The 26,855-nt window shown below is 46.5% G+C and carries 21 protein-coding genes and 1 pseudogene; 14 read left to right on the forward strand and 8 right to left on the reverse strand.

Annotated features, from left to right (window positions below; genetic code table 11):
- The first annotated feature begins 176 nt into the window (after positions 1 to 176).
- From minC to QUA03_RS22565, 8 genes are all read left to right on the forward strand, one after another.
- Positions 177 to 986: a septum site-determining protein MinC gene (gene minC, locus QUA03_RS22530; RefSeq protein ID WP_333215118.1), complete on the forward strand. Its 810-nt coding sequence runs from the start codon at positions 177 to 179 to the stop codon at positions 984 to 986.
- A gap of 346 nt (positions 987 to 1,332) precedes the next feature.
- Positions 1,333 to 2,139: a septum site-determining protein MinD gene (gene minD / locus QUA03_RS22535; protein WP_006635273.1), complete on the forward strand. Its 807-nt coding sequence runs from the start codon at positions 1,333 to 1,335 to the stop codon at positions 2,137 to 2,139.
- A gap of 206 nt (positions 2,140 to 2,345) precedes the next feature.
- Positions 2,346 to 2,717, forward strand: a complete 372-nt coding sequence (minE, locus tag QUA03_RS22540; protein ID WP_333215120.1) for a cell division topological specificity factor MinE — start codon at positions 2,346 to 2,348, stop codon at positions 2,715 to 2,717.
- A 117-nt stretch (positions 2,718 to 2,834) separates the two neighbouring features.
- Positions 2,835 to 3,044: a hypothetical protein gene (locus QUA03_RS22545; protein WP_333215122.1), complete on the forward strand. Its 210-nt coding sequence runs from the start codon at positions 2,835 to 2,837 to the stop codon at positions 3,042 to 3,044.
- A 290-nt stretch (positions 3,045 to 3,334) separates the two neighbouring features.
- Positions 3,335 to 3,910: a TerD family protein gene (locus tag QUA03_RS22550; protein WP_333215124.1), complete on the forward strand. Its 576-nt coding sequence runs from the start codon at positions 3,335 to 3,337 to the stop codon at positions 3,908 to 3,910.
- 12 nt (positions 3,911 to 3,922) lie between these two features.
- Positions 3,923 to 4,525 carry a TerD family protein gene (locus tag QUA03_RS22555; RefSeq protein ID WP_333215126.1) on the forward strand — a complete coding sequence of 201 codons (603 nt, stop codon included), beginning with the start codon at positions 3,923 to 3,925 and terminating at the stop codon, positions 4,523 to 4,525.
- A 123-nt stretch (positions 4,526 to 4,648) separates the two neighbouring features.
- Positions 4,649 to 6,007: a VWA domain-containing protein gene (locus QUA03_RS22560; protein ID WP_333215128.1), complete on the forward strand. Its 1,359-nt coding sequence runs from the start codon at positions 4,649 to 4,651 to the stop codon at positions 6,005 to 6,007.
- A 332-nt stretch (positions 6,008 to 6,339) separates the two neighbouring features.
- On the forward strand, positions 6,340 to 6,825 hold the full coding sequence (locus QUA03_RS22565) for a matrixin family metalloprotease (RefSeq protein WP_333215130.1): 486 nt from the start codon (positions 6,340 to 6,342) through the stop codon (positions 6,823 to 6,825).
- A 27-nt stretch (positions 6,826 to 6,852) separates the two neighbouring features.
- Here QUA03_RS22565 and QUA03_RS22570 read toward each other — a convergent pair whose 3' ends face one another.
- Both QUA03_RS22570 and QUA03_RS22575 read right to left on the reverse strand, forming a co-directional pair.
- A complete protein-coding gene (locus QUA03_RS22570) occupies positions 6,853 to 7,308 on the reverse strand; it encodes a TerB family tellurite resistance protein (protein ID WP_190657273.1) in 456 nt (151 codons plus the stop codon).
- 218 nt (positions 7,309 to 7,526) lie between these two features.
- Positions 7,527 to 8,696: a DUF58 domain-containing protein gene (locus QUA03_RS22575; RefSeq protein WP_333215132.1), complete on the reverse strand. Its 1,170-nt coding sequence runs from the start codon at positions 8,694 to 8,696 to the stop codon at positions 7,527 to 7,529.
- A gap of 282 nt (positions 8,697 to 8,978) precedes the next feature.
- On the opposite strand from QUA03_RS22575, the gene QUA03_RS22580 reads away from it, so the two are divergent.
- From QUA03_RS22580 to QUA03_RS22590, 3 genes are all read left to right on the forward strand, one after another.
- Positions 8,979 to 10,262 carry a PilT/PilU family type 4a pilus ATPase gene (locus QUA03_RS22580; RefSeq protein ID WP_333215134.1) on the forward strand — a complete coding sequence of 428 codons (1,284 nt, stop codon included), beginning with the start codon at positions 8,979 to 8,981 and terminating at the stop codon, positions 10,260 to 10,262.
- 570 nt (positions 10,263 to 10,832) lie between these two features.
- Positions 10,833 to 12,464: a polysaccharide biosynthesis protein gene (locus QUA03_RS22585; RefSeq protein ID WP_333215136.1), complete on the forward strand. Its 1,632-nt coding sequence runs from the start codon at positions 10,833 to 10,835 to the stop codon at positions 12,462 to 12,464.
- Between the two features lie 580 nt (positions 12,465 to 13,044).
- Positions 13,045 to 14,250 (forward strand): glycosyltransferase, encoded by a 1,206-nt coding sequence (locus tag QUA03_RS22590; RefSeq protein ID WP_333215138.1) that lies wholly within the window; start codon positions 13,045 to 13,047, stop codon positions 14,248 to 14,250.
- Positions 14,251 to 14,940: 690 nt separating this feature from the next.
- Here the strand turns inward: QUA03_RS22590 and QUA03_RS22595 are convergent.
- From QUA03_RS22595 to QUA03_RS22615, 5 genes are all read right to left on the reverse strand, one after another.
- Positions 14,941 to 15,495, reverse strand: a complete 555-nt coding sequence (locus QUA03_RS22595; RefSeq protein WP_006635267.1) for an NYN domain-containing protein — start codon at positions 15,493 to 15,495, stop codon at positions 14,941 to 14,943.
- A 180-nt stretch (positions 15,496 to 15,675) separates the two neighbouring features.
- Positions 15,676 to 16,536: a glutamate racemase gene (gene murI / locus QUA03_RS22600; RefSeq protein ID WP_333215140.1), complete on the reverse strand. Its 861-nt coding sequence runs from the start codon at positions 16,534 to 16,536 to the stop codon at positions 15,676 to 15,678.
- Between the two features lie 149 nt (positions 16,537 to 16,685).
- The gene (locus QUA03_RS22605; protein WP_333215142.1) at positions 16,686 to 18,482 is read right to left on the reverse strand and encodes an N-acetylmuramoyl-L-alanine amidase; all 1,797 of its coding nucleotides are present in this window, start codon (positions 18,480 to 18,482) and stop codon (positions 16,686 to 16,688) included.
- Positions 18,483 to 18,924: 442 nt separating this feature from the next.
- Entirely contained in the window at positions 18,925 to 19,368 is a 444-nt protein-coding gene (locus tag QUA03_RS22610; RefSeq protein WP_333215144.1) for a hypothetical protein, read from the reverse strand.
- Between the two features lie 701 nt (positions 19,369 to 20,069).
- Entirely contained in the window at positions 20,070 to 21,092 is a 1,023-nt protein-coding gene (locus QUA03_RS22615) for an alpha/beta fold hydrolase (RefSeq protein WP_333215146.1), read from the reverse strand.
- 417 nt (positions 21,093 to 21,509) lie between these two features.
- On the opposite strand from QUA03_RS22615, the gene infC reads away from it, so the two are divergent.
- From infC to QUA03_RS22630, 3 genes are all read left to right on the forward strand, one after another.
- Entirely contained in the window at positions 21,510 to 22,046 is a 537-nt protein-coding gene (gene infC / locus QUA03_RS22620) for a translation initiation factor IF-3 (RefSeq protein ID WP_006635262.1), read from the forward strand.
- A gap of 107 nt (positions 22,047 to 22,153) precedes the next feature.
- Positions 22,154 to 25,198 (forward strand): HEAT repeat domain-containing protein, encoded by a 3,045-nt coding sequence (locus tag QUA03_RS22625; protein ID WP_333215147.1) that lies wholly within the window; start codon positions 22,154 to 22,156, stop codon positions 25,196 to 25,198.
- A gap of 215 nt (positions 25,199 to 25,413) precedes the next feature.
- On the forward strand, positions 25,414 to 25,890 hold the full coding sequence (locus tag QUA03_RS22630; protein ID WP_333215150.1) for a cyclic nucleotide-binding domain-containing protein: 477 nt from the start codon (positions 25,414 to 25,416) through the stop codon (positions 25,888 to 25,890).
- A 232-nt stretch (positions 25,891 to 26,122) separates the two neighbouring features.
- Here QUA03_RS22630 and QUA03_RS22635 read toward each other — a convergent pair.
- Positions 26,123 to 26,655, reverse strand: a pseudogene (locus QUA03_RS22635) (transposase); the annotation flags it as partial.
- Positions 26,656 to 26,855 lie beyond the last annotated feature (200 nt).

The following is a 26,855-nucleotide window of genomic DNA, read 5'->3' on the forward strand; positions in this document are numbered from 1 at the left end:
GGGTAAAAAGGCGATCGTTCCTTGTAGTGCAAGGGTTTGTGAGATTTGAACATTCCCCCTACTGGGGGAACTTCAGTCTAAAGTGCGCGCGGAGTGCCCTGCTAATGACTAATGACTAATGACCACTCAGGCTAATATTGATGTTAACCTGTCCATACCCGAACTCAGACCTGTCCATGACACCCGATGTTTTCCCCGGAGCCGCTGCGGAACCGGCCCCTCAAGCGACACCCGAAGTCAGCCTTGATATGCAAGTCCGCCTTAAAACAGAAGATGGACAGCTACTACTGCTACTCCCCTCAGAAACTAACACCAGTGAATTACCAACAGCCACGGCCTCGACTTGGACTGAACTTTGGCAGCAGCTAAAAGTCAGACTGAATGCAGGAGAACGCTTTTGGCAGGCAAATGCCGAAGTACAATTGATGGCGAACGATCGACTTTTAGATATCCGCCAACTACAAGAAATCGCTGATGCCCTCTCCGAAGTGGAACTGCAACTCAAACGAGTCCACACCAGTCGCCGCCAAACCGCCGTTGCTGCTGCTACAGCAGGCTATTGTGTAGAACAGCAGCCTCCGGTTTCTTCCCTGAATAAAGCCGCAGCCGAAAAACCGCAATCCCTGGCGGAACCTTTATATTTGCAGATGACAGTGCGATCGGGCGTAGAAATTCGCCATCCAGGCACGATCGTACTTTTGGGAGACGTAAATCCCGGCGGCTCAGTCATCGCCGGAGGCGATATCCTAGTTTGGGGCCGTTTGCGGGGAGTCGTGCACGCCGGTGCCGGTGGCAATACCAAAAGCGTGATTATGACCTTGCAGATGGAACCGATGGTGATTAGGATTGCTAAGTATGTTGCCAGAGGCCCAGAAACCTCACCCGCTCAGTTTTTCCCGGAAGTCGCCTATGTGACACCTCAAGGGATTCGGATCGGTAGAGCCTCTGATTTTGACAAATCGCAGTTAGTCGGGGGTAATGAGTAATCGGTAATTGGGAATTGGTGATTGGTAATGAGTAATTAGGAATTAGTAATGAGTAATTGGTAATACTATTTCTCTTTAAGTCTGCACTTGATAATTTTTCCCTTGGCTAAATCAGCCACTAAAGGACAATTTCAAAATTAAGTGCAAATTCATATATAATTAGTATTACAAGGAGAGTTGTGAGTGTTGAGTTAATTCACTGGATAACAGATTGCTGCCAAATTACTAAAGAATAATTGCTAAATATAAACCAACAATAAAACCAATTATCAATTGCCAATTACCAATTACCAATTACCAATTACCAACTACCAATCACCAATTCCCAATAAATCTAAAATCGCTTATGGCTCGCATTATTGTTGTTACATCAGGGAAAGGCGGGGTAGGAAAAACCACCTCCACAGCCAATCTCGGCATGGCTTTAGCTAAGCGGGGACGCAACGTTGCCGTAATTGATGCCGATTTCGGTCTCAGAAATTTAGACTTGCTGCTGGGCTTAGAAAATCGCATTGTTTACACGGCATTAGAAGTTCTCGCTGGAGAGTGCCGATTAGAGCAAGCTTTGGTGAAAGACAAGCGGCAGCCGCGCTTGGTGCTGTTGCCGGCTGCCCAAACTCGGATGAAAGATGCCATCAGCGCTGAGCAAATGAAGCAGCTTGTGGGGATGTTGGGAGCGAAATACGACTATATTTTGATCGACTCTCCTGCTGGAATTGAACAAGGTTTTCAAAATGCGATCGCCCCGGCTCAAGAAGGGATAATTGTCACCACTCCCGAAATCGCTGCTGTCCGCGATGCCGATCGAGTCATCGGCCTGCTGGAAGCCAACAACGTCAAGAAAATCAACCTGATCGTCAACCGGATCAGACCCGCAATGGTGCTGGCAAATGATATGATGTCGGTGCAAGACGTGCGGGAAATCCTCGCAATTCCGCTGTTAGGCGTGGTTCCCGACGACGAGCGCGTCATCGTTTCCACCAACCGAGGCGAACCATTAGTATTGTCGGAAACGGCCTCTTTAGCTGGAACTGCCTTCGACAATATTGCCCGCCGCTTAGAAGGCGAAAAAGTTGATTTTCTAGATCTCAATCCCCGTCGAGAAAACTTTTTTACTCGCCTCCGCAAGTTCTTAAATACTAAAATTATGTGATGTGCTGCAATATTGGCGATCGATCTTTAACAGCAGCGACCGCATCACAAAAACTAGCCCAAATTTTCTCCCCGTGACACCAGTTCCCAAAAAGAATGAAACTGTAGGTCAACTTCAAACCATTAGGGAATGAGTGATTCCCCAATCGAAAATCGAAAATCGTATAACGTTTTCTATGCCTAACCCTTGACAAATCAGCCTGACCCATGATACACACACTTCTCGAACGACTTTTCCCGCGCACCCCTGACAACAGCCGCGACGAGGTAAAACGGCGCCTCAAACTGGTTCTAGCCCACGATCGCTCAGAACTCAGCCCAGAAATGGTTGAGTCTATGCGCCGAGAAATTCTAGAGGTGGTGTCTCGCTACGTGGAAATCGATACCACCGGGTCTGAGTTCTCGCTGGAGAGCGACCAGCGGGCCACAGCACTAATTGCAAATCTCCCGATCCGGCGAGTCAGGATCGAGCATCCACCGGAGAATTTGCCCCAGAATTTGCCCCAGAATCGGCCCGAAAATCGACCCGAATATGTACCGGAGTATGTAGTCGAAATTCTCCCCGACACTACAGAGTGATAGGGATTGAGATTTTATTGTCAGGCAAAGAGTTCGATTCGAGCCGATCGGCATTTAAATTAAACTATAGCAACCGCTTTCGTCGGTTAGAAAATAGACTACAATTAGTGGCCAGTTTTGCAGAGCGATCGCGCAGACTTTGGGGCACAAACTGTAAATTTATACCTCCTTCATCAGGTCATCCGAGCGATCGAGTTAAATGGCATGAAGAAAATCGAAGTTGCTCAAGCTTTGGGAATCCGTCGCAACACCATCGACGCCACAAGTCGATGGTATTGCAACGCAGGAGACTTCCCAGCGGAGCGCCTTGTGGAAACGGCCTGCTAATGGTCACGGGCATCACAAAACAGAGCCAAGTTCCGAGACTTCAAAATAAATACACAAGCACAATAATCCAAGCTGAGATTACACAACTGTGGGAGGCAGGGCATGATTGCTTGGTACTCATACAAAAAAAATAATTAAGAGTTGTAACCCCTATTGACATCGGCACAGTTAGCTAATATTCTTATTGTTTAAGATTTAAAATTCTCCAACTATTTCCAGCAAAAACTTAAACAAAGTTTTCAAGTGCGGCTCCCTCCATAACCACTTCTAATAAAGAGGAAGATTGAATCATGGCAGTATCTCTCACCAAAGGACAACGGGTATCACTTGAGAAAGTTTCACCCGGTCTCTCAGAAGTATTCATAGGACTGGGATGGGACGTTAAAGCTACAGACACGGGTTCTGACTTTGACCTAGACTCATCATTGTTCCTCTTAGGTGCTAATGAAAAATTAATTTCTGACAATCACTTCATTTTTTATAACAATCTCACAAGTCCAGATCCAGACAAATCCGTGCAGCACATGGGAGATAATCTCACGGGGGCCGGCGAGGGGGATGATGAAGTTATCAAAATCAACCTCAAAAAAGTGCCTAATGATGTCCAAAAAATTCTTGTAACTGTAACCATCCATGAAGCACAGCAACGCCGTCAAAATTTTGGTCAGGTGCAAAATGCCTTCGTGCGGATCGTTAATGCCCAAACACAACAGGAAGCTGTTCGCTATGACCTTGTAGAAGATTATTCCATAGAGACGGCACTGATCATGGCTGAACTTTACCGGAAAGACGGTGAGTGGCGTCTCAATGCAGTGGGAGGCGGCTATCAAGGTGGTTTACAAGCATTACTCGATCGCTATAGCTAAAAGGTAAAATACATGGGAATTAACCTACAAAAAGGACAGCGCATCTCGCTTTCCAAAGAAGCGCCAGGGCTAACAAAACTGATCTGCGGATTAGGCTGGGATGTGGCAAAACGCTCCGGTGGAGGTTTGTTTGGGGCTTTTAGCAGTGTTCCAGATTATGACTTGGATGCCTCAGTGATTTGTTTAGATCGAAATGACAAAGTGAATGATATGACCAATATCGTTTATTTTGGCAATCTCTCCCACCGTTCAGGAGCTATTACGCATCTAGGTGATAATCTGACTGGAGCGGGAGAGGGAGATGACGAGCAAATTCTCGTCGATTTATCTCGAATTCCCTCGCAAATTGTCAAACTGGTATTTACAGTTAACATTTACGATTGCATTGCACGCAAGCAAGACTTCGGACAAGTTCAAAATGCGTTTGTGCGTTTGGTTAATACGTCTAATAATCAAGAACTCGCAAAATATAACCTATCAGGTTCTGAATACAAAGGCATGACGGGGATGCTCATGGCAGAAATCTACAAGCATAATGATGAGTGGAAAATGGCGGCGATCGGTAACGGTGTTAAGGTTAATGGGTTACAGGAACTTGTGAAAACCTATGCTTAACAACTCCTTCGGTACATAGATGCTCCTTACTTCCTGGAATCAGAAGTGGACAACAACGATCGAAACCTTTTTTTGTTGATAATAGCTAATCAGCCGGATTTACATTGAAGGAAAACCAATAGAATGGGAATCCAATTAACCAAAGGCGAAAGATTAAATCTTTCTAAAGCTGCTCCCGATTTAAAACACGTGGCGATTGGCTTAGGTTGGGATGTGAGCCAGGTTGGCCCAAGCTATGATATTGATGCTTCTGTGTTTATGTTAGGTGCTGCCGGCAAAATAATTCATGAAAAATACTTTGTATTCTATAATAATCTGAAATCACTGGATGGCTCTTTAAGACATTCAGGAGATAACAGAACTGGGCAAGGTGAAGATGATGATGAGACGATCTACGTAGATTTGACAAAAGTCAAGATTGCTATTGAGCAAATAGTTTTTGTTGTCACTATTCACGAAGGGCTGGAAAAAAATCAAAATTTCAGCCAAGTTAAAAATGCGTTTATCAGGCTTTACAACCAGGAAACAGGAGTCGAGTTAGCTCGGTACGATTTAAAAGAAGCTTTTTCTCAAGAGACAGCCTTGGAGTTTGGCAGATTGTATAGAAAAGACTTAGAATGGAGATTTCGAGCAGTAGGAGAAGGCTATAAAGCCGGCTTGCAAAGTTTTGTTGATAGGTATTTTGTCGAGACTAAACAGGAAGAGAAGAAAGTAGATAGTTCTGTACTAACTCACCAAAAAGAAACCAAACAGCAACCTATTGATATTACAAAAAAAGCAGACATTAGCATTTTAAAAGCCAAAGTAGATATTTGTCTTAAAAAGAAAGGAATTGATGATATCCTAGCAAGAGTTGCTTTGGTGTTGGATATTTCTGGCTCTATGAGCCATCAATATAGTTCTGGTGCAGTGCAAGCGTTCCTTGAAAGAATAGTTCCAGTAGCTAGCAGACTAGATGATGATGCCACTTTAGATGTTTGGTTTTTTGGCTCAACATTCAAAAGAACAAGATCGGTGACGGAGACAAATGTTGATGGCTATATCACAAAAGAAGCCGGCGCAATGAAGAGAGCTTTACTTGTTTTTAAAATGCCTTCTCTGATGCTGGAATTAGGTGGGGGAAACAATGAAAGTTTGGTAATACAAGATGTCATAAAGAAGTATACTCAGGAAAAGGCTAGTAAACTGCCTACATTTATTGTTTTCCTCAGTGATGGAGGCGTTACTAATGAGCCAGAAATTAAAAAATCTATAGTTGAAGCTGCAAAATATCCGATTTTTTGGCAATTTGTGGGATTGGCTGGTTTTAACTATGGAATTCTGGAAAGACTAGATAGTATGGGTGGCCGGCTGGTTGATAACGCTAACTTTTTTCATTTAGACGATTTGGGGAAAATCACTGATGAACAATTGTATGAAAGACTGCTGAATGAATTTCCCGCTTGGATTAAGCAGGCCAGGTTGAAAGGAATATTAAAATAGGGAAATCGGAGCATTTTGTTGGAGACTGTGGCCACTATCAACTCAACCCATAGCCTTAGCTAAAATTAGCTCAAGTTAACAAGAATACTACGATAAAAAATTCCTACAATCAGTCAATGTCTCTGTACGATCGCCTAGACTTAACCAAACACAATCGCCAGCTAAAACTCCCCCTCTCTCAACGGCTAAACCTGACTAAACCCCCCAAACTCCGTTGTCAGGGCTGTCGTTCCCGTATCCGGTCTGAGTGGGAGTTTTGCCCTTCCTGTGGAGGAGTTCTAAGGGATAAAGATAGCGATTTTCGCCGTTGCATTTGGGTAGATGTATCAGGAATGGATGTCGCACCCGAAAATAAAGAAGCGATCTTTTCCCTGTTGATGGACGCCTTCTCCAAACTCTACGGCGCATTTAGAAGCATCAAAGTATTTTTGACATCTGATCCCCCCGATCGCAAAGAGTGGGGCGAAGATTTTACTCATGTTTATATATTCGTGGATAGCCAGCCGGTTGACTATCTCGGCGTGGCTAGCTTCAAATCGGGAATGGTTACAGATCGGGCGATTATTCGGATTGACCAAGTATTCTATGCTTCTTGCAATGCCAGCCTTAGTCTCAATCAACTATCTAACTTAATTGCAAATACCATTGCCCATGAAATAGGACATACACTCGGACTCGATCATTCTGCACTTCCGACCGATGTCATGCACAATGGACTCGTTCATACTGTTCATAGCTTAATGCCTCCCTCATTTCACGCAGAGCAAATAAACTCAATGAACAATGCTATTCGCAGATATAAAGCCTTGAATAATTGATTGGCTAGAACCCTAAAATAGCTGAATTTAGAGATCGAATTCCCCAGGATTAATGCCTACAGCATGGCAAGCTTCTTTGACAACCTTCTTTTCATCTTTGTCAAAATTACCATCTGCACCACCGATAATAATGCCAATTTGGATGACTGCACGACCTTGATCTAGTTTTTTATTAAGTTTCCCTATCGCTTGGATAGCCTCAATTTTACCAAAATCGAAGTCCTGTGAGAGCTTCTCACAATAAAAATCAAATTTTTGCTTTAACTCCGACGCCGGAAAAATTTGGAGTGTTTTATTGGAAATTATTAGAGCCGCCGTTTTTTGTCTTTCCTCGGTATTGATAGTGCCATCAGCAGCCGCAATCAATGCACATATTGCCATGGAGGCATCAGCAAAATCATTGTTTTTAAACTTGGAAATATTGGTTTGCAGAGAATCATTGATTTGTGATACGTTCTGCTTTAATTTCTCCCAGAAAGTCATTTTTTCTCCTGTTTGGTGAATGAGATATGATGTTTATGACCGGAGTCATAGTAATCTAAGCTGCTTTTAACTTGCCAAGCAATTGCCAGACCCTGTAAGACCCTTAAGTTGATGAATTACACTCCTGTAGTGTATCATGGTTCTTGAGTTTTTAGATTAATCAAGTCAATCTTTATAACTAATCGCTCTTTCACAGGTTTGTTCGTGGTCTATCTTACTTAATAATTAAGTCCTCTTTCCAGAGTATCTTGTAACTGAAGTTCCAACGGTCGGTCAGAGCGAATTTTCAAACCAGGTAAATCGTGTTTGACTAACGTTTTTTCGCCGGTTTCAGCAGTTGCCAACGGCCAGAGTACCCAGCGGCTGCCAGGGGAAAGAGTGCTTAAACTTGCAGAGTTTTGAGTCAGCCAAATTATCGGCAGTTTCGACCGATTATCGATCGCATCTTCCCCAGCATTAACCGCCGCTAAAGTTTCCAAAACTACCCGGTTGCCCGAAACGAGTCCAGTCGCGGCCGTCCAAAGTTTGACGTTTAACAGGCGCTTGCTAGCATAGAAGTAAAGAGACGCAGCAACTGTCACGGCTCGTTCAAATTCTTCTGGCTGCCACGCCGCAGCGCTGTCGAGAGCAATAATAATTTCTTGACCGCCGGCTGCAACTTCTAACTCTCTCACCCGCAGTTCTCCGTAGCGGGCGCTGGTGCGCCAGTGAATCAGGCGGGTCGGGTCTCCGTGGCGGTAAGGTCTCAGGTTGCGGGTGAGGCCTTCGGTAGCAGTTTGCGATCGACTGCGATTGTAAAATTGCGGGCTGTCTTCTTGACCGATGCGATCGATCAAAGGACAAGTGCTCAACGGCAAAACCTTTGGATACACAACCGCCACCGCTTTGACTGGGCGGCTGCGTCTGCACCAAAACAACCCTAAAGGTGCCGCCGTCCTCAAGTTTACCTCTTGCCAACGATAGACGCCGCGCTGCCGGACTTCCAGATAGTATGTATCCCTGTATATACTGTTCGGCTCTATGACTTCGATCGGGCGGACAACCGGTTCTCCCAATACAAACGGCAAGATGTCTACCACTTGCAAGAGAGTCTGAGGTTGGCGGGCGCGATTTTCGATTTCTAGTTCGACGGTGATTTGATCGCCCGCACTCACCGGTTCGATCGGGCGGCGACGGACTTCCAGCGAACGGAGCGATTTTCCCGGCAAAACCGCCGCTACTCCCAACAGCGCCAAACCCCCACCGCTGAGCACGTACAGCCACCCAGACATTGTATTAGTCGCCGACCCAAAAAAGAAAACCGTCATCCCCGACAGCAGCCAACCCGCGTAGGCAGGGGTAACAGCACGATTTTCGAGCCAGTCGGCGATTTTGTGACCGATGTTCATAGGAGTTGAAATTGTTAATTACTCGATCGCCCCATCCAGCCTAATTGTAAAATATTCTCAGCATTTAACACCGAATTAGCTGCGAGCGATAAAATTAGAAATCGGGCATTTTTTCGCAATAAATCTACATTGACCCCGCCCAAGAACGGATACAAGCCCCCGACACTCAGTCAGGGTCGATCTCCAAATTTTAGACTCTAGTTCCTGCTCCCAGATTAATCTGTCGAGTAAATCTAAAATCTAAAATCTAAAATCTAAAATAGACTGACTGGAGACCAAAAAATGAACCCATTAAACAATCCTACACCCCTTCAACCAGAGGCTCAAGGCCGCCGACGAACACCGCCCCCGCCCCCGCCCTTGGCTGCAACTCCCGCGCCACCTCCACCTGCGCCGAGTGCGCCCCCCGCAGCCCAGCAGCAGCGGCCTGTCGAGACACCCGTCAGTACGATCGAACAAATGGTCAGAGATGCCCATAGCGCAGGAGCTTCCGACATTCACATCCGAGTCGGCCAAGTACCTCGATTTCGGATTCGGGGCGTGATGCAAGTAGCAACTAACCACCCCAAAGTAACCCCAGAAATTTTTGAAAATTACCTAGCCGAAATTCTCACCCCCGAACAGCGAAAACAATTTGCAACTACCAAGGAATTAGATTCAGCAATTTTTTACCCAGGCTTCGTGCGTTGTCGGCTAAACTGTTTTGATTCTCTCAGCGGCGGTGCCCTAGTATTGCGGTTGATTAGTTTGGAAATACCTACTATCGATTCCTTGAGGTTGCCAGAAGTTTTCAAAAATATCATTTTGCGATCGCAGGGATTAATATTGGTTACGGGGCCTACCGGTTCGGGGAAATCGACAACTGTAGCTGCGATGATCGACCACCTCAACCAGATGGAGCAAAAGCACGTAGTTACAATTGAAGACCCGATCGAATTCATTCACCCTTCTAAAAAATGCTTGGTCAGCCAGCGGGAAGTCGGCTTGCATACCCACGAGTTTCAGCAGGCTTTGCGGGCTGTTTTGCGGGAAGATCCAGATGTAATTCTGATCGGGGAAATGCGCGATCGCGTTACCATCAATACAGCGTTGCAAGCAGCTCAAACGGGTCACTTAGTATTGGGAACTCTCCACACTCGCAGCGCCATTAACGCTATTAACCGGTTGTTGAACCTCTACCCGCCCGAGGAACAACAGGCGATGCGGATTCAAATTTGCGATTCTTTAGTAGCAGTAATTGCCCAACTTTTGCTGCCAACAGTTGACAACCGTCGGGTAGCAGTTCACGATATTTTGGTGAATACACCTGCCATGCACGATTACTTGATGAAAGGTGCTGATGATGAAGCTTTCCGATTAATGGAGCATGATACTTACGAAGGAATGCAGATTATCAACCAGGGTCTTTACAAACTGGTGCTTGAAGGCAGAGTGACGATCGAAGAAGCCGCCAAAACTTCTCCCGAAGCCAGCGATTTAGACCGTCGCTTGCGGACAGGGGGCTATGATGTTGGGGACGCTCGTGGCTTTGAAGGCAGCAAAAAAGAACGCACCGTTCGCGCCTAATAGCAGCACACATACAGGGGTAGGCACTGCAGGACTACCCCACCCATCAAGTAACAAGATTTTTAGCAGGCGGAAATATTTGATTAAGGCTTTTGTGCGTATTTTTACTTAAAATAAAACTATATTTAGTACCCAAAAATACATTTTAATTAAAAAGTAAAATGCTATCATCAATAATGTCGAGTGTATTGTTAAGTTTTTTAAACGTAGACCCTACTTTACATAAACTTTAAAATTGCGTGAAAACTCGTAGGTTATTGCAAAGAAATAGTAAAGATATGTTCGGAGTATTGCCAACACTCAGCCATTTAAGTATATAGTTGTAGTGACAAATATTTGATAGAGAACATTCCGACTTTGCCGATATTTGCCGATCGCAGAAGTAAGCAGGTTACAAAAGGGCTTAATAAAACTACAAGCCCAGCCAATGGCGTGTTTTCCTAATTAAGTAGCTTTCCGTCGAAAAAATCCTAAAACCAAGCAGACTTTTAAAGATTCTGTCCCTCGAAAATTTGTTTAACAACGCGCTTATCAGCAACGGTATTTCTAGAATTTAAAGGAGCAAAAAAAGTGAAGAGTGCATTTAACCAAAGAGAAGTGTTTGAAGGTGTCAGCAAAGCGGAAATAATTGAGCGCATCCAGCAGCTAGTTCCGCCCGGTTCCCCGGAACCCCAAGATCCTGAAATCCTCGCGGCCTTAAAAACTCTCACAGCACAGCTAATCGCAGCCTATCAAGCCGACGGACAATTAGAAAGCGAACCTTTTAGCGACGTGCGCGGTCGCACTATTCACCTATACGCATCTGCAGTCACCAGCCAAATCAAAGGAAAAACCATCTTAATCACCGGAGGAGAAGGATGTGTCGGTCGTTTCTTAATCGCAAAACTCCTCGAATTAGGCGCAACTAAAATCATTTCCGCAGACAACGCCCGATGTCAAAACCCCGAAGAAAATCTCCCGCTTTTTACCAGAGAAGGTGCTGTAACTTTCTATGCCGTCGATATTCGCAACCTCGACGCGCTCAAACACATATTTGAGGTAGAAAAACCAGCAATTGTTTTTCACCTAGCAGCCCAGCGCCAACCCGGACTAGCTGAAATCAAAATCCGAGAAACAGTTACAACCAGCCTGTTAGGATGTAAACACGTCATTCAACTCTGCGAAGAATACGGCGTAGAACACTGCATCTTCTCTTCGACAGGCAAAACATCTCGATATTTTACAACCGAAGTTTACGCCGCCTCGAAGAAGTTTGCCGAATGGCAATTTGCCAAAGCAGCTCAAGAAGGAGGCGTCACTTACGGGATGGTTCGCTTTACTCATATGTTGGAAAATAGCTTGTTCTGCGAGCAAATGTCCAAAAAAGTAGAGCAAGGTAAAACTGTCAACGTTCACGCTCCCCACCGCTACGTAACTGCTCAAAATCTTTTTGAAGCCGTACATTTATTGCTGAATTCCCTGATTGTGTCCGTTCCCGGAAAACTGAAATTTGTTGCCGTAAGTAATCTCGGGTGGCCGACAGAAACTTTGGAAGTAGCTCTTTATAAAATTCTTGAATCAGGCAAAAATCTGCCGATTTATTTTCAAGGACTTTTGCCGGGATACGAAGAACCATTTTTCCTTGGACAGTTTGACTGGAAAAAACCTACAGACATTCACCTTTTAATTAATGTGTTGGAAGATCCTTTTAGAAGTATTAACGATACAGGCGACATGGTGAGTGTAGAATTAGCTCCTTTTTCTTTGCCTGTCTTAGATAAACAAGTGTCGAAGCTGGAAAGCTTAATCATCGATCCAGATTTCCCCGAAGTGCAAATCAAGCACGCTCTTGTAGCAGCGGAAAAAGAAGTGATTGCTTCCTCTTTTGCGTGGAGTGCCCCTGAAGACTTGTTGAAGATTTTGCAGTGGGGAATCAATCCCAAGAAATTGCAAGGTTACGGAACGGAAATCGCTGACTATAGCGAGATTATCCAACTCCTCCTGCAAGGAATCTGCGGCCGGCTTAACCAAGAAGTCTTGCACAGTGCTGGAGTTACTGCAGATGAGTTTGATGACTTAGTTGAGAGTCTTTCTACGCTGGATGTGATTCAAGCAGAAGTGGGATATTTGCGATCGATATCGAGATATCTCAGAGAATTTGCAGCCCCCGCACAGTTCACCACCAAAAAATCTGAACCTGTTGCTATGCCCGATGCAGCGTAGCTTGAACATAATTTTGAGTTGGGAGATTGTTTCCTGAGTAGCCACCCACAGGGGATGAATGAGTTATATCAATTCCGGTTGCAGGAGCGAAATGATTCTTGACTGTTGACTGTTGACTGTTGACAGGCTGGTCGAAAAACTAAATGGTTGAGTGTTAACTGTTGACTCGATTTTATGATTCCGATGCAACCGGATTTGATGTTAAACATCGACGAAGTGTTTAGTTGATTAAAAAAAATATAACACCCAGAAACCAGGTTTCTAAAAGAAACCTAGTTTCTCCAGTCTGGGCTTGTTTGATGTTTAATTAAATAGAGTGACTTAACATTGTCATAATAGACATGATATGATATCATATTCGATCGCACAACCGCAATCAAATTAATTTGTAGTGAGAACGATCGTCCTAGTAGTTTTAGGAAGACTTAAGTCCTCACAACAAAGGTGATAACGGTGATTTTTTGCAGGCATGATAGGATGATACTTGAGATAGAGTGGCGCTGTGAGTTAACAAAGGTGCAATTAGATTAAATAAACTCAATGAATGCAACCAATAAAATTAAATTAAGGTACTATAATTGTGGAAATTAATCAGCTACTCTTCCTATTGATAGATGTTGTGCTATTGGCGATCGCCCTGATCCTTCTCATTCCCGTTACAGTTCTATTTCTAGAATGCAGTGCAGCTTTCTTCTCCGGCTTCGACCCCACAGCGGAAACTAAAGCACCCCGCCCCAAAGTAGCAGTTTTAATTCCCGCTTACAACGAAGCAGCAGGAATTGCCGCCACCATCTCCACCATATTGCCACAGCTAACACCTCAAGACCGCCTGTTAGTGATTGCTGACAACTGCACGGACGCCACGGCAGAAATCGCCCGTAACTGCGGTGCAAGTGCGATCGAGCGCCAAGACACACAACGCAAGGGCAAAGGATACGCACTGGATTTTGGCTTGCAGTCGATCGAATCCGACCCCCCCGAAGTAGTCATCATGGTTGACGCAGACTGCATCTGTCAGCCAGACTCTATAGAAAAATTAGCCAGGGTTGCAGTTGCTGAACAAAGACCCGTGCAAGCAACTTATCTCATGGAACAGCCACCAAATCCTACTCCTAAAGATTCCATTTCTGCTTTAGCTTTTCTTGTGAAAAACTTAGTTCGTCCCAGCGGATTAAAAAAGTTAGGATTCCCATCATTACTAACAGGTACTGGCATGGCTTTTCCCTGGTCGATAATTCGATCAGTTTCCCTAGCTAGCAGCAATATTGTTGAAGATATGCAGATGAGTTTGGATTTGGCGATCGCCGGACACCCAACAGTATTCTGCCCCGAAGCCAACGTCACCGGGTGTTTGCCACAGCAGCAGCAAGCAGCTAAAAGTCAAAGAACCAGGTGGGAACACGGTCACATACAGACATTGTTAACTCAAACTCCCCGGCTGACTGCAGCTTCAGTCGAGCAAAAACGTTTTGACTTATTGGCGATCGCCCTCGACTTATCCGTCCCTCCCCTATCGCTTTTAGTCGCTATTTGGCTAGCCGCTTTTGCCGCCTCATTAATAGCAGCAATTTTGGGGACATCCCCAATTCCAGCCGTCTTGTTAGGACTACAAGGATTGCTGATTTTAGTTTCCATTGTCGGCGCTTGGGCAAAATTCGGGAGGGCGGATATTTCCGGTTCCACTTTGTTATCTGTACCTTTTTACATCCTGTGGAAAATCCCTTTGTATCTGGGTTTTCTCCTCAAGCGGCAAACTAAATGGGTACGGACAGAACGCGATGTTTAGTATTTGTAGAGTGAGTTATTCAGGTACTTGACGCAACTCTACAATCTCGTTTCTGCAGCATATTTAATAAACGGGTGCGGACAAAACGCCATGTTTAATCGTAACTCCCCGCAGGGGGTAAGTTCCGATTAAGGAACGCCCAAAGTAAAAACACAAAATAAAAAGAAAAAATCTGAAGCTGGAAAATTCCAACTTCAGACTTTTACTAACTCCCCGGGTAGGATTTGAACCTACGACCAATCGGTTACACTTATCCCAACGTTTCCGAAGGGGGCGGACTATTTCATCATCCCTACAAATCAAGTTTGTGATCTGTCGTCGGATGTCGGGCGCTATGAGATTTATTGGTTAGGCTCCTCATCTCTAGTCTCTGCACCTTTCTGGCTACTTGTGGTTTAAACCACGGCCTTTCGCCAGACTTGGCTCAAGATTGCCGCCACCCGAAGTGCTGCGGTTTCCTTGAATTCACCCGATTTTTCAGTACCCGTTACCGGATAGAGCTGCTATGTCACTAGGGCTTTTGGTTGATGCCAAAGGCTTGCATTCATTACAGCCGACCGCTCTGCCACTGAGCTACCGAGGATTGGGGGTTTTTGTTACCCACATTTACTAACAATAGCTGAACTTACTCGATTTGGCAAGGCCTTTGAGAAACTTTTTTTTTATCAGACAGCGAGCGGGTTTCAGCAGCTAATGCAGCCCCATTCTCAACTTGGCGAGGCGCTGCTGGGATTCTGGATCGAGGGAACTGGCAAGAAAGCGACTGGAATTTTGCTTGCGGGATTTGTGTCGGCGCTCGCTGCGGCGGGCGGTGGATTCTACGTCAGCCGCTAGTTGTTCGGCGGACATCCATTCGGCACCGTAGCCGACTACGGTCAATTGCTGCGCTCGGTCTGAGGTGGCGACAATCATGCGGCCTTTGCCTTTGACCGATCGCAACTCGTAGCGCAAACTAGCACAAGATTTTTCAATATAGGTATCTGCTGTCTGACCGAAGTCAGTGTAGTGCACTGATAAATTTTTAGTAATAATTTCTTTAACGCCGGGAGTATCTCGATAGTGCGCGTCAAACACCAGCCTGGCCTCAAAATCTTGAACGGCGCTGTAGTTAACTAAAACCTCTATTAACTCGCGGCGAGCGGTTTCGAGTTCATCGCGATCGCGCTTCTCTCGGAGTCGAGGCCAAAGTCCAATTATGTTATAGCCGTCTACAAGTAAAACTGCTTGTGATACATAGGGTGACATGGTTCAAGGCTGAAGAGCTCCAGCACGTATAGGACATTATTTGCATTGTTCATCAAAGCTTTTGTTCAATAATATTACCTATTGATGTGTAATTGCTAGGTTACATCGCAATAATTAAACCCCCCAGACCCAGCTTTACCTGAGTTTTGGGGGGTTAGATTAACGGATAAATTTTCCAGTTTATTCGGCCGATTCCAGCGATACGGGCGATGGCTTACGCCCCGCTTCCCTACGTACAACTGTCGGCAGGGATATTTTCTCAACAGCAGGAGTACAACCGAGCCACTGCACCGACAACTCGGCGAACTGCTGCGGGGGGCCGCTCACGCAAAAACGAGTCGGTAGCGCAGTACCAGGATTCCGCAGCCCCAAAAGCTCCAATTCTCTGGCTGCAGCAGCCACCACCCGTACCGCAGGATCGATCAATGTCACCCCAGCAGGCAAAAGCGAGCGAAGCACAGGAGCCAACAGCGGATAATGAGTGCAGCCGTAAATCAGCGTATCGATGCGCTGCTGAATCAAAGGAGCCAAATATTCCCGCGCCACCTCACAAGTATAAGGGTCGTGAATCCGGTTTTGCTCCACCAGCGGCACAAAAGCCGGACAGCTAACCTGCCAAACTAGGCAAGAATCGTCCATCTCCAAAATCGCATTTCGATAAGCATTGCTAGCAGCCGTAGCAGGAGTTGCGATGACCCCGATCCGCTTGCCTTGCTGCACCGCAGCCTGCGCCCCCGGCAGAATTACTCCCAGCACCGGGATATCAAATTCAGCCTGCACCATCTCCATCGCCAAAGCAGAACTGGTGTTGCAGGCCATAATGACCATTTTCACATCCTGTTCCACCAACCACGCCATAATTTCGCGGACAAACTCCACAATTTCCGACGGCGTGCGAGTGCCGTAAGGCAGCCGCGCCGTATCTCCAAAATAAAGTATCGATTCGTTGGGCAATTGTCGGTACAACTGGGTCAAAACAGTCAAACCGCCCACGCCGCTGTCAAAAATACCGATTCTTTGTTGTCCAGAGTCTGTTGTCATTTGTTAATAGTTAGTTATCTGTTGGCAGTTGGCAGTTGGCAGTTGGCAGTTGTCAGTTGTCATTTGTTAATCGTTTGCGGTGGCTAATAACAGATAACCAATAAGATTAATCAACAGTCAACAGTCAACAGTCAACACCCCACTGCCTATTATCTTTGTTGAAGATAAAACAAAATGCCGCGAGCGATCGAAGCCGCCATTTGACTGCGGTAAGCTGGGTCAGAAAGCCTAGCAGCATCCTCAGCACCCGTCACAAAACCCACCTCCAGCAAAACAGAAGGCATAGAAGTCTTCCTCAAAACATAAAATCGCGCCTGCCGCACCCGGCGGTCAGGCGCCCCCGTGCCCTCCAAAATACTGGCGTGAATCACCCTCGCCAAATCTTGGCCGTTATTGAAATAATAAGTCTCAATCCCACTGATATCCGGCCGACTCATATTAATCGCATTCGCGTGAATGCTGACAAACAAAGTAGCATTCACTCGTTCCGCCAAAGAAACTCTGGGTTCCAGGTCGATTTCCCTGTCATCAGTCCGAGTCATCACCGCCTGCACGCCTTGCTGTTCCAGCAGCCTCGCCACCTGAAGCGAGATATCCAAAACAATCTCCTTCTCCTGAATGCCCTGAATCCCGACTGCCCCCGGATCGCGGCCACCGTGACCAGGATCGATCACTATTACGGCGCGGCGGTTTGAAGCTTGGGGCAACTCATCGGTTCCGAAAGTCCTTCTCGGCAAAGGTTGCTGCTGGCTGGGAGTGCGAGTGAAAGGCTGCTGCGCGCTAGCATTCGATCGCAACTGCAAAGACAGCAACTGCGGGTTTGGTCTCGTCACCCTACCTACCTCTACCCCCGATCGCGGCTGCACCCAAATCACCACAGTCTCCGCATCTTCTTGGCTGGCTGTAAACGATACAGGACTGTTGGCATCGAGCTGAGGAATTTCCCCCGTTAGGACACCAGAAGCGATCCTGATCCAGTAAGATCTCGACCCCTGGTCCCAGCCACTGGTATAGGAGACTTGGCGGTCAGTTCTCACCACCAGTTGCGTGCCGTTACTGGCTAAATCAATTGACTGAACTCTCGCTAAATTTCCTTGAGCTTGTCTAGCCGGAGGATCTACAGTCAGGCGGCGGGGAACAGAGGGCTGTCGTACTACACTTCCAGGCAATAGCACAACCCCGCCCAAATTGCTCACTGACGCCCGCCACTGAGTATTAGGACTCTTCATCCGCAAAGTCACGCGGGTAACGGGCGGGTCTGTTGGCAGTTGCCGGACTTCAATCTTGTCAACCCCGTGCTGACCGTTAGTTTGAGGCTGTTGGCTGCTTAGGCTTGGAGCTAAACTCGCTCCTTCAATATCGAGGGTGGCAATGTCCCCAGCCCGACTTTGTTGAAAATTAATTTGGGGGCGACCGCCCTCCGTGCGGACTAAAAAACCGTCCGCCGTCACCTGAACGTTCTGAACTACAGTCGCCTCGGCCGACTGGGCTTGGGGTGCTGAAGATTCAACCGATAACCTTTCTCCCCCCGGCTCTGAAATCGGATTTTGAGTTTCTCCCCGCACCGGCGTTGGCAAATCCACTGTCCACTCGCTCGGAGAAATCCCCCGGAATTTTACTTGCTGAGGGTCTATAGTAAACCCGTCTCTGATCTCGACCACAATTCTGGTCGTATCGTTGTCAAACTGCCCTACCCGCACCGATTCGATCGCCCCTGAGAGCGGTCTGCTGACCGATGGACGACCCAGACTCGTCCCCGGCAAGTCGATTACCAACCGCATCGGGTTGAAAATCAGTTGAGCCTTGGGTTGTACTCCCCCGTCTGTTGTAATGTAAAGCCGGTTCTCTGAAGCATCAAACCGCCAAGATTGCAGTCTAGCTGCTTCGGCGGCTCCGGCGAGCAAAAATACACTTAAGAAACTCGGTAGTAGCCAGTGGAATTTCACGACAGTTTTTTCCTCGTTTGCGTTACTGCCAAAAGCTGGAAGGGCGCTGCTTGCCCTCAGAGGCTTTCAGCAGTTAGCCGCCAGCAGACCGGGGGCACGGGAGCCCTCAGTTGTTGGCTAAATTGACTTTTTTATGCGTTAACAGGCTCCCAAATGCCAGATACGGGCATTTTTGAACTTTCCCGTATACTTGGGGGCGATCGGTTATAAGCAGACTGAAAGATTGTTGGCACAAGGGAAGGTATTTATTTTTAGGAGCAAGAAACAAGGTGTTTCTTGAAGCTAGAAGGTACAAGTTAGAAGGTAGAATTTTACCGTTCTTCCAGGGAGGGGTTTCATCGCTCTTTAATGTTGGCGAAGCTCGTTACGGCAAGGGTTATAATCCGCTTTACACTTGCGTTTTGTTCTAACTTTTCCTAAACTACCTCAATAACTTAACAACTTACCTCGGTAACAATCCGGATTTCCAAGATTGAGGTAACTTTTCAAGGTCACCAAATGTTAGTCCCTGACAAACTGACATATTTTTTGGAAAAAGCTTTTTTGCTACTTTTTTGCTAAGAGATTGACAGTTAAATACAACTACATATCGCCCCTGCTCTCTTTTTTTCTGGATTTTTTTAATCAGTGGCTTTCGGTGCTGCTTGACACTTAGTGGGGCGATCTTAATCGCGCCCGCCAATTTTACACTATGATAGCTAGTCCATGTTTTCAGCAGTAACGGGAGAGTTTTGTGTGTTACTTGGGTCGGCAATGCTTTGTACTTTCGACTCTTTTTGAGTGAACGATCGACACCCAGAGCATTGGTTGGTTGACCTGAGAAAAAGTTTTGACCGTAGATATAATAGTTATTGCAGTTGTAAAGTTTGTTGGACAGCAAAGACAATCGATCGGCTTCTGGGTAAAACCTGTGATTTGGTTTAATGACTTGCCTTTCGACTAACTGCATAACTTGGATGTGTACTACCAGTTAGAGAAGATACACTATCTTGGTGATTGTGTCAATCTCTGACCGAAAGCATCCAGGATACAAGCCCCCGGATTCATTCCAACGCACAGACTCAGGACCGGTGAAATAAAAAACCTGTATCCGATAAAGAAGCTCTCGAATTGATCCGTGGGGTCAATGCTTCAATTCTCAAATCTAAAATCTCAAATCTAAAATCGATTGACCTTCTAAAAAAATGGCAATCAATAACAGTAGATACATGACATCACAGAAAGACGGAGACTTACTTTCCTGCAGGAGTCGTCCACAGCAAACAAGTGGTTTAGGTTAGCTCAAGCCTGTAGATAGCCGCTGGGGAGTCAATCTCGAAGATCAAATCGACTGACTCTCAAGATAGGGAAGTTTTGTACTATAGCAAATGCCCTGACGGTGAGGACCTTCTTAATTTGTGAAACCTAAGCGGTCGATTGCGCCTTCTTGCAGGACTTCTTTTTACCCGCTTTGCTTCGCCCCTAGAGCTTTCAACATCTGCTATACAATACCCCCCCGTGCGATCGAGTTCTAGCAAATTTATTTTTGAGCGGGATCGATAGCTGCAAGTTATTTTTTCCCTTAGTAATCCACGGGCCGATGTCTAATCAACAGTGCTGCAATTCGCTCTCGCCCATAGGTGCAAAATTCCGGCTCATCCAGTTCAAAATTGCTTGATTTACTTGTTCCGGGCATTCATCCTGGGGACAGTGGCCGGCATTGTCTAATTCTACTAGCTCTACATAATTGGGATTGCATTCGACAAATTGGTGGGGTCGGGCGAACCGAGGGGGAATCATCCGGTCTTGTTTGCCCCAAATTAACAGCATGGGGATTGTTAAATTTCGCATCACAATCTTGACACTGGGGCAAAATTGTGAGCTGCCTACAGCTTTAAATAAAGCGCAGAAGGCGCGGGCGGCTCCCCGATCGCCCGCTGGTCCTGCTAGAATTTCCACTAATTCGTCGGTAACAGCTTCGGGGTTGGAGTAGGCAAAGCCAATCCAGCGACGGACAAAGGAAGGCTTGCGGGCTAAATAAAACAGAGGCCTGAGTATGATCGGAGAAACAAACAAACTTTCAACGGCTTCGATCGCCGGAAGCAGCCATCCAGGAACCGCCTCGGCTCGCACAGAGGGGTCTGGAAGGCTAATCATTACCGTGCCGGCCACCATGTCCGGGTGAGCTGCGGCGACGGCCAGACAAATCAGTGAGCCGATCGAGTTTCCTGCCAATATTACTGGCTCTCTGATAAAAGTTAGCCAAAAATCATAAACTTGATCGACCCACAAAGACACAGAGTAGTCGATCGGAGCTTTTTGGGAAGCGCCAAACCCTAACAAATCCAAGGCATAAACGGTTTGGTTTTCGGCGAGTTGGGCGAGATTTTGTCGCCAGTGACCGATCGAAGCTCCAAACCCGTGCAGTAAAATAATCGGCGTTCCCGATGCGTGCTGGGCAATTGCCGGGGCCGCAGAATCTTGAGATTTGAGCGCGCCTTGATTTCGCCCCAAAGTCGGCCGCAAATAAGTGTAGCGAGTTTGCCAACCCCGCCACATCCAGTCTCGTTGAGTTCCCACCCGTTGGTGCCACAGCAGAGAATTTGTCAATTTTGCCTCAGCTCGCAACATAAATTTACACTTGCTTATACCTATTCTACAAGGCAAATCAGGCGACTTGGGGGACTTGTCCGACCGGGCGAGATGGGCGTGGAAAAGCGACTTTAGCTCATCCTTAAGCTTTTACCCTGAATTTGTGACGGTTTTGTCGTCAATCGGGCAAGGGGGCGGACGATCGTGTGTGAAGTTAAAATAAAACTAGGCAGAAACTCAGCCAGACTGAGTAGAATAGCAAGTATTGTAAGAATTCATTTACGATCGTCCAAATATTCCCCAAGGCTTTAGCGCAGGGGACACAGGGCGCGGTAGTACGTCCGGTAAGGGTAACACCTTATAAAACAGTTTGATCGTCAATCGTGAAAAATTGACCAATCAAACCTGTAACTATCAAAAAGCTTCGCTATTAAACTACTGCTTGTAAAACCATTCATGCCTGTGATTGAAAGAAGACAAAATCGCAACCTACCCCAGATCAACGAAAATATTCGATACCCCAAAATCCGGGTAATCGATACCGACGGCGCGCAACTAGGGATATTGACGCCTGCAGAAGCGCTGCGCCTGGCAGAAGAAAAAGAACTCGATCTCGTACTTGTCAGCGACAAAGCTGACCCGCCCGTATGCCGGGTAATGGACTATGGGAAGTACAAATTTGAGCAGGAAAAGAAAGCGCGAGAAGCAAAGCGGAAGCAGCACACTGCCGATGTTAAAGAAGTGAAGATGCGCTACAAAATTGAAGAACACGACTACCAAGTGCGCCTCAAACTAGCAGACCGCTTTATCAAATCTGGGGACAAAGTAAAAGCCACGATCATGTTCAGAGGTCGGGAAATCCAACACAGCAACCTAGCAGAGGACTTGCTTAAGCGCATGGCCACAGATTTGCAGGAAATCGCAGAAGTGCAGCAAGCGCCGAAAAAAGAAGGACGCAGTATGATGATGCTGCTGTCGCCGAAAAAAGTATAAATAGATAGTCATTAGTGAGCAGTCATCAGTCATAAACTGGTGACTGATAGCTGATGACTTCCGAAGTTAGTCAGGAATAAGCTACCACACAGGGAAATCAACGCTGCATGGAAAATTTTCAAATCAGCGGTTCGGCGGGAGTAAGACAAGGAGTGCTACGATCGCTCAACCTGCGATCGGAAGAAGTAGAGCGAACCGTACTGATGTTCCTCGTCTACACTCTAACCTCTGTCGGGCTGATCTGGCTGGAACTCAGCACAGTAGGTCTGTTTTTAGACGAGTACGGTGCCGACAAAATGCCTTTTATCTACATAGCCAGTGCCTTTATCGGTTCTGGCTTGGGATTTGTCTACTCGTGGCTGCAAAAAATCCTGCCGCTGAGGCGCACCGTCGTAGTGGTTCTGGGCATGATGTCGGTACCGCTATTTTTGTTTCGATTCGGCATCGGCTACGAAAATACTAAGATAGCTGGCATCAGCATCGCTTTTATTACTATTTTTTTGATGTGGCTATGGGTGGAAGCTTGCTATGTCCTCAATGACCTTAATACTTCTATCACTTCCAACCAACTGTTTAATATTAGAGAAATCAAGCGCACCTATCCGTTAGTCAGTAGCGGCTATCTAGTAGCTGGAGTAGTCAGCGGATTTTCTCTGCCTGTTTTGCTGTACGTAGTCGGACTCAAAAACGTTACCCTCATATCGGGGCTGATGGTGGCAACAGGCTCGGTGTTGCTCTACTACCTCACGGAAAAATACAGCCAAGCATTCCCGGAAACTGCTCACTGGACGGATGACGACGAAGACGACGACCAAGAAGAATTTACCGCCCGCAAAGTTACAGGCCCACTTCAAAAATACGCCGTACCTCTAGTCAGTTTCTTCATCCTCGCAGAAGTCGTCTATGTGCTGGTAGATTTCCAATTCTACAGCCAGCTAGAATACCAAAACCCGGGGGACGGAGCTAGCTGGATCGCTAGCTTCCTGGGCATTTATGAAGGCATACAAGGCCTCTTTCAAGTGGCGACTCAGTGGTTCGCTTCGAGCCGCTTGGTGGAAAGAATCGGTGTATTCGTGACCGCGATGATTTTGCCGGCGGGCATCGCTATACTAGGGGTGCTGACCATAGGAGCATCTCTGGGTCAGCTAGTATCTGTGTTTATCGGGCTAATATTGCTGAGATTTTTAGACGAACTGCTGCACTACACGCTTTTGGAAACCGTTAGCCCGGTTTTATTTCAACCGATTCCCGACAATATTCGATCGGGCATTCAAACTCTGGTCAACGGTGTGGGCGAACCTTTGTCCTGCGGAGCTACAGGAGTAGGCATCCTGATTATGCTGTGGGTGACAGGCAAGATACTCCCCCAGCAAGACGAAAATGTATTTCACGACCAGCAAAGCTTGATATTTATTGGCGTGATCGTCATATTGGCACTGTTGTGGGTGTTTGTCGTATGGTTGATCCGCTCTCAATACGTGGGTTTGTTGGTCAAAAGTGCGGAGCGGGGGCGCTTGGGAGTCACAGACGTTGACCTCAAAGCTCTCAAACGCGCAGTGGTGGAAACTCTACAAAAGCCGGGGGGCGAAGATGAAAAGCGCTCTTGCATAGAACTCCTGACGCAAATTGACCCCAAAAATGTCGGAGAAGTTCTGGCTCCCCTCCTCGATTCGCTGTCCCCAGGTTTGCAGCGCCAGAGCTTGGAAACGATGCTGCAACACCCGAACCCCGCATATTTAGAATCAGTCCGCGCACTCTCGCAGCAATCCTTGCCACCGGAGGTTCTGGCCTTGGCTTTGCGCTACATCTGGCTGACGGAAGCTGAACCGAATATTGAGAGCTTGAGGCCTTACTTGCAGCCGACGGTCGATCCGGTGGTGCGGGGGACGGCGGCTGCTTTAATTATGAGAAGGGGCGATCGCCTGCAAAAGGCAGAGGCTACTAACACGCTGCGGCAAATGCTGACACACAAGCAAGAGCGGGAACGTGTTATGGGGACGCGGGCTCTGGGAGAAGCTGATTATTTGCAAGGACTGCGGCTGCATATCCCGAATCTGTTGCAAGATGAGTCTCTGCGAGTGCGCTGCGCTCTGTTAGACGTGATTTCGTCTACTCATTCGGAAGAATATTATCCTTCGCTGCTGCGCGGACTTGGTTACAAGTCGACTAGGGAAGCGGCTTTGCAGGCTATAGTCAAACTTCACAACGATGCCATTCCTTTGCTCGTGTATTTGGCTGAGGATATCCACAAGTCGGATTTGGTCAGGTTGCAAGCTTGGACGGCTCTGGGTCAAATTGGGACAAATGAGGCGATCGACATTTTGGTCAGCAATTTGATGACGGCTTGGGGAACGACGAGGCGCAATATCCTCCGCATCCTGTTGAAAATGCCTTCGGAAGCTGGGATAGAAGGGGTTCTAGACCGCATCGGCCGTAGCGGCTTGGAAACTCTTATCGAACAGGAGTTAATGTTTATCGGTCAAATTTATGCAGGTCTGGTAGATTTGTCTGGGGTAACAAGCTACGGCCATTTCTCAGAGCGAGAGGCCAACAGCGCTCGGAAACCTGGGAACGATACGGCTCAATTGTTGCAGCGGGCTCTGGCTGGGTTGGAAGCTGATGCTAGGGACCGGTGTTTTTTGCTGATGAAGTTTCTTTATCCGCTGGACACGGTACAAGCCGCTGCTTTCAACATCGCTTCTGGCCAACCTTCTTTGGTTGCTAGGGGATTGGAAATTCTCGATAATACTGTGGATATAGCTAGGAAGCGATCGCTCATCAATTTGTTAGACCAACACTCGGAAAGAGAAAAATTGAGCAACCTCTCGGAATTGATGGTTTACAAACCTCTAGCCCCTAGCGATCGTTTGCGCCGCTTGCTAGAATTGCGCCACTTCCTTTCGGATTGGGCCTTGGCCTGCTGCTTTCACTTGGCGAGGGAAGCGCGCTGGAGTCTTACGGCTCAACAAACTCTCGTCTGTCTGCAGCACCCGACGGGTTTTGTCCGCGAAGCAGTGTTAGCCTATTTGAAAATAGCCTCGCCCCGGGCTTTGGTCGAATTGTTGCCCAGGCTGCAAAATGACCCCGATAATTTGGTATCCGCTCAAGTTGAAGAGATGATGGCAGAGTTGGGTGCTGGGGGAAAAAGGTAAAGAAGGAAGAAGGAAGTTCGGCAACGGATTCGCTCGACGGATGTAACGGATGTAACGGATGTCGGGAAGAGGGAAGAGGGAAGAGGGAACAAAAAGAAACTATGCCCAATGCCCAATGCCCAATGCCCAATGCCCAATGCCCAATGCCCAATGCCCAATGCCTCTTCCTCTTCCTCTTCCTTTGTTTAAGTTTAAATTAATCATTGCATCTCATTATGTTAACAAGCGTCGAACGCCTATTGTTTGTGAGGGAGGTTCCGATTTTTAAGGAACTGCGGGATGATTTTCTCGTGCGTCTAGCATCGGTAATGGATGAACTTTCGTTTCCTTCCAAGCACAGGATTTTTACGGAAGGACAAGAAGGGCGGTCTCTCTATATTTTGGTATCGGGAACGGTGCGCGTGCATATAGGCGATCGGGATTTGGCACAGTTGAAAGCAGGGGCTTGTTTCGGAGAAATGTCGCTGTTTGATGCGGAACCTCGATCGGCTTCTATTTCTACTCTTGAACAATCCGAGTGTTTGATGCTGACTCAAATGCAGCTTTATGATGCGATTGATGAAACGCCGGGAATTGCGGTGAATATTATTCGCTTGCTGTCGCGCCGGATTCGGGAGTTGAATCAAAAGTTGAATGCTAAAGAAGCCATGATTCCTCCTACAGAGACTGTGAGAGTTCCTGAAATGCGATGAAATTGGGGAATTGAGAATTGTGTTTTTAGTCGATCGGTAATTCTGCACAATTTATATTCTGTAAGGTGGCAATAGCGCACAATTTCTCTTGCTAGTGTCCGCTATTGCCGCCTTACGAATAGCCAGGGTAAACGCATCTAAATTAATTTGATAACAAGGTGAATTTGTGCATAACTAAATAGGGCTTGCTGAATAATTGATCGCTTTTTGCCGATGGGGAGTGATTGATTGTTCAACCAGAGTTAAAGATGAGTTTTTTCAGCCTTATTTTGAGTAAAATATAAGCGCAAATTATGTTAAGCCCAAAAACAGGGATTGTTTTCCCCGAACCGCATACAAACATACAAAAAACCCGGCGCCACCAGGTAGAAAGGTTCATTACTAATAAAGTGATAGTGATAGCAATAGCTGTAATAGAGGTATTCTCAAGTTTTGTCATTACCAGATTCAGGTTAAATCTTCGTTTACGCAAGCCCCAAATTTTCTTTCAATTGCCTGACGAATCCTCTCCTCTTCCTTTGTTTGCTTCTTTTTTTCTTTACTCACATTGGCTGGAGGTCTTTCTAGAGGTGGTTCACTGATTCTAATTCCTTTTTCTTTACACCAAGCTCGGTTTTCTCGCTTTACGTACGATAAATCCGCTCTGTATGAACGGACTCACCGATAATATCCTGTGAAGCTATAATAAGCTTCTACTGAGGTTTTCAAGTCTCCTGATTCCTTAAAATTATCCCAGCTCATCCGGTATAAAAATACATATCCTTCAAATTAAGATTGAATTTAATCGCTGGTATTTATAATTATGAACTTTCTTTAAAGACTAAATTAGATATCGCCTGAGACTTTCGCAACAGGTCTAATAATATTCTCATCAAAAAAAATGTAACTATAGACCTCTTGCGAAAGTGCGCTCGTTCTAGGTAAAATAAAAGAAAAAATTAGCTCCCATAATATGAAGTACGAAC

Origin of the sequence: Microcoleus sp. S36b_A4 (assembly GCF_036700645.1) — a bacterium.
Taxonomy (GTDB): domain Bacteria; phylum Cyanobacteriota; class Cyanobacteriia; order Cyanobacteriales; family Microcoleaceae; genus Microcoleus.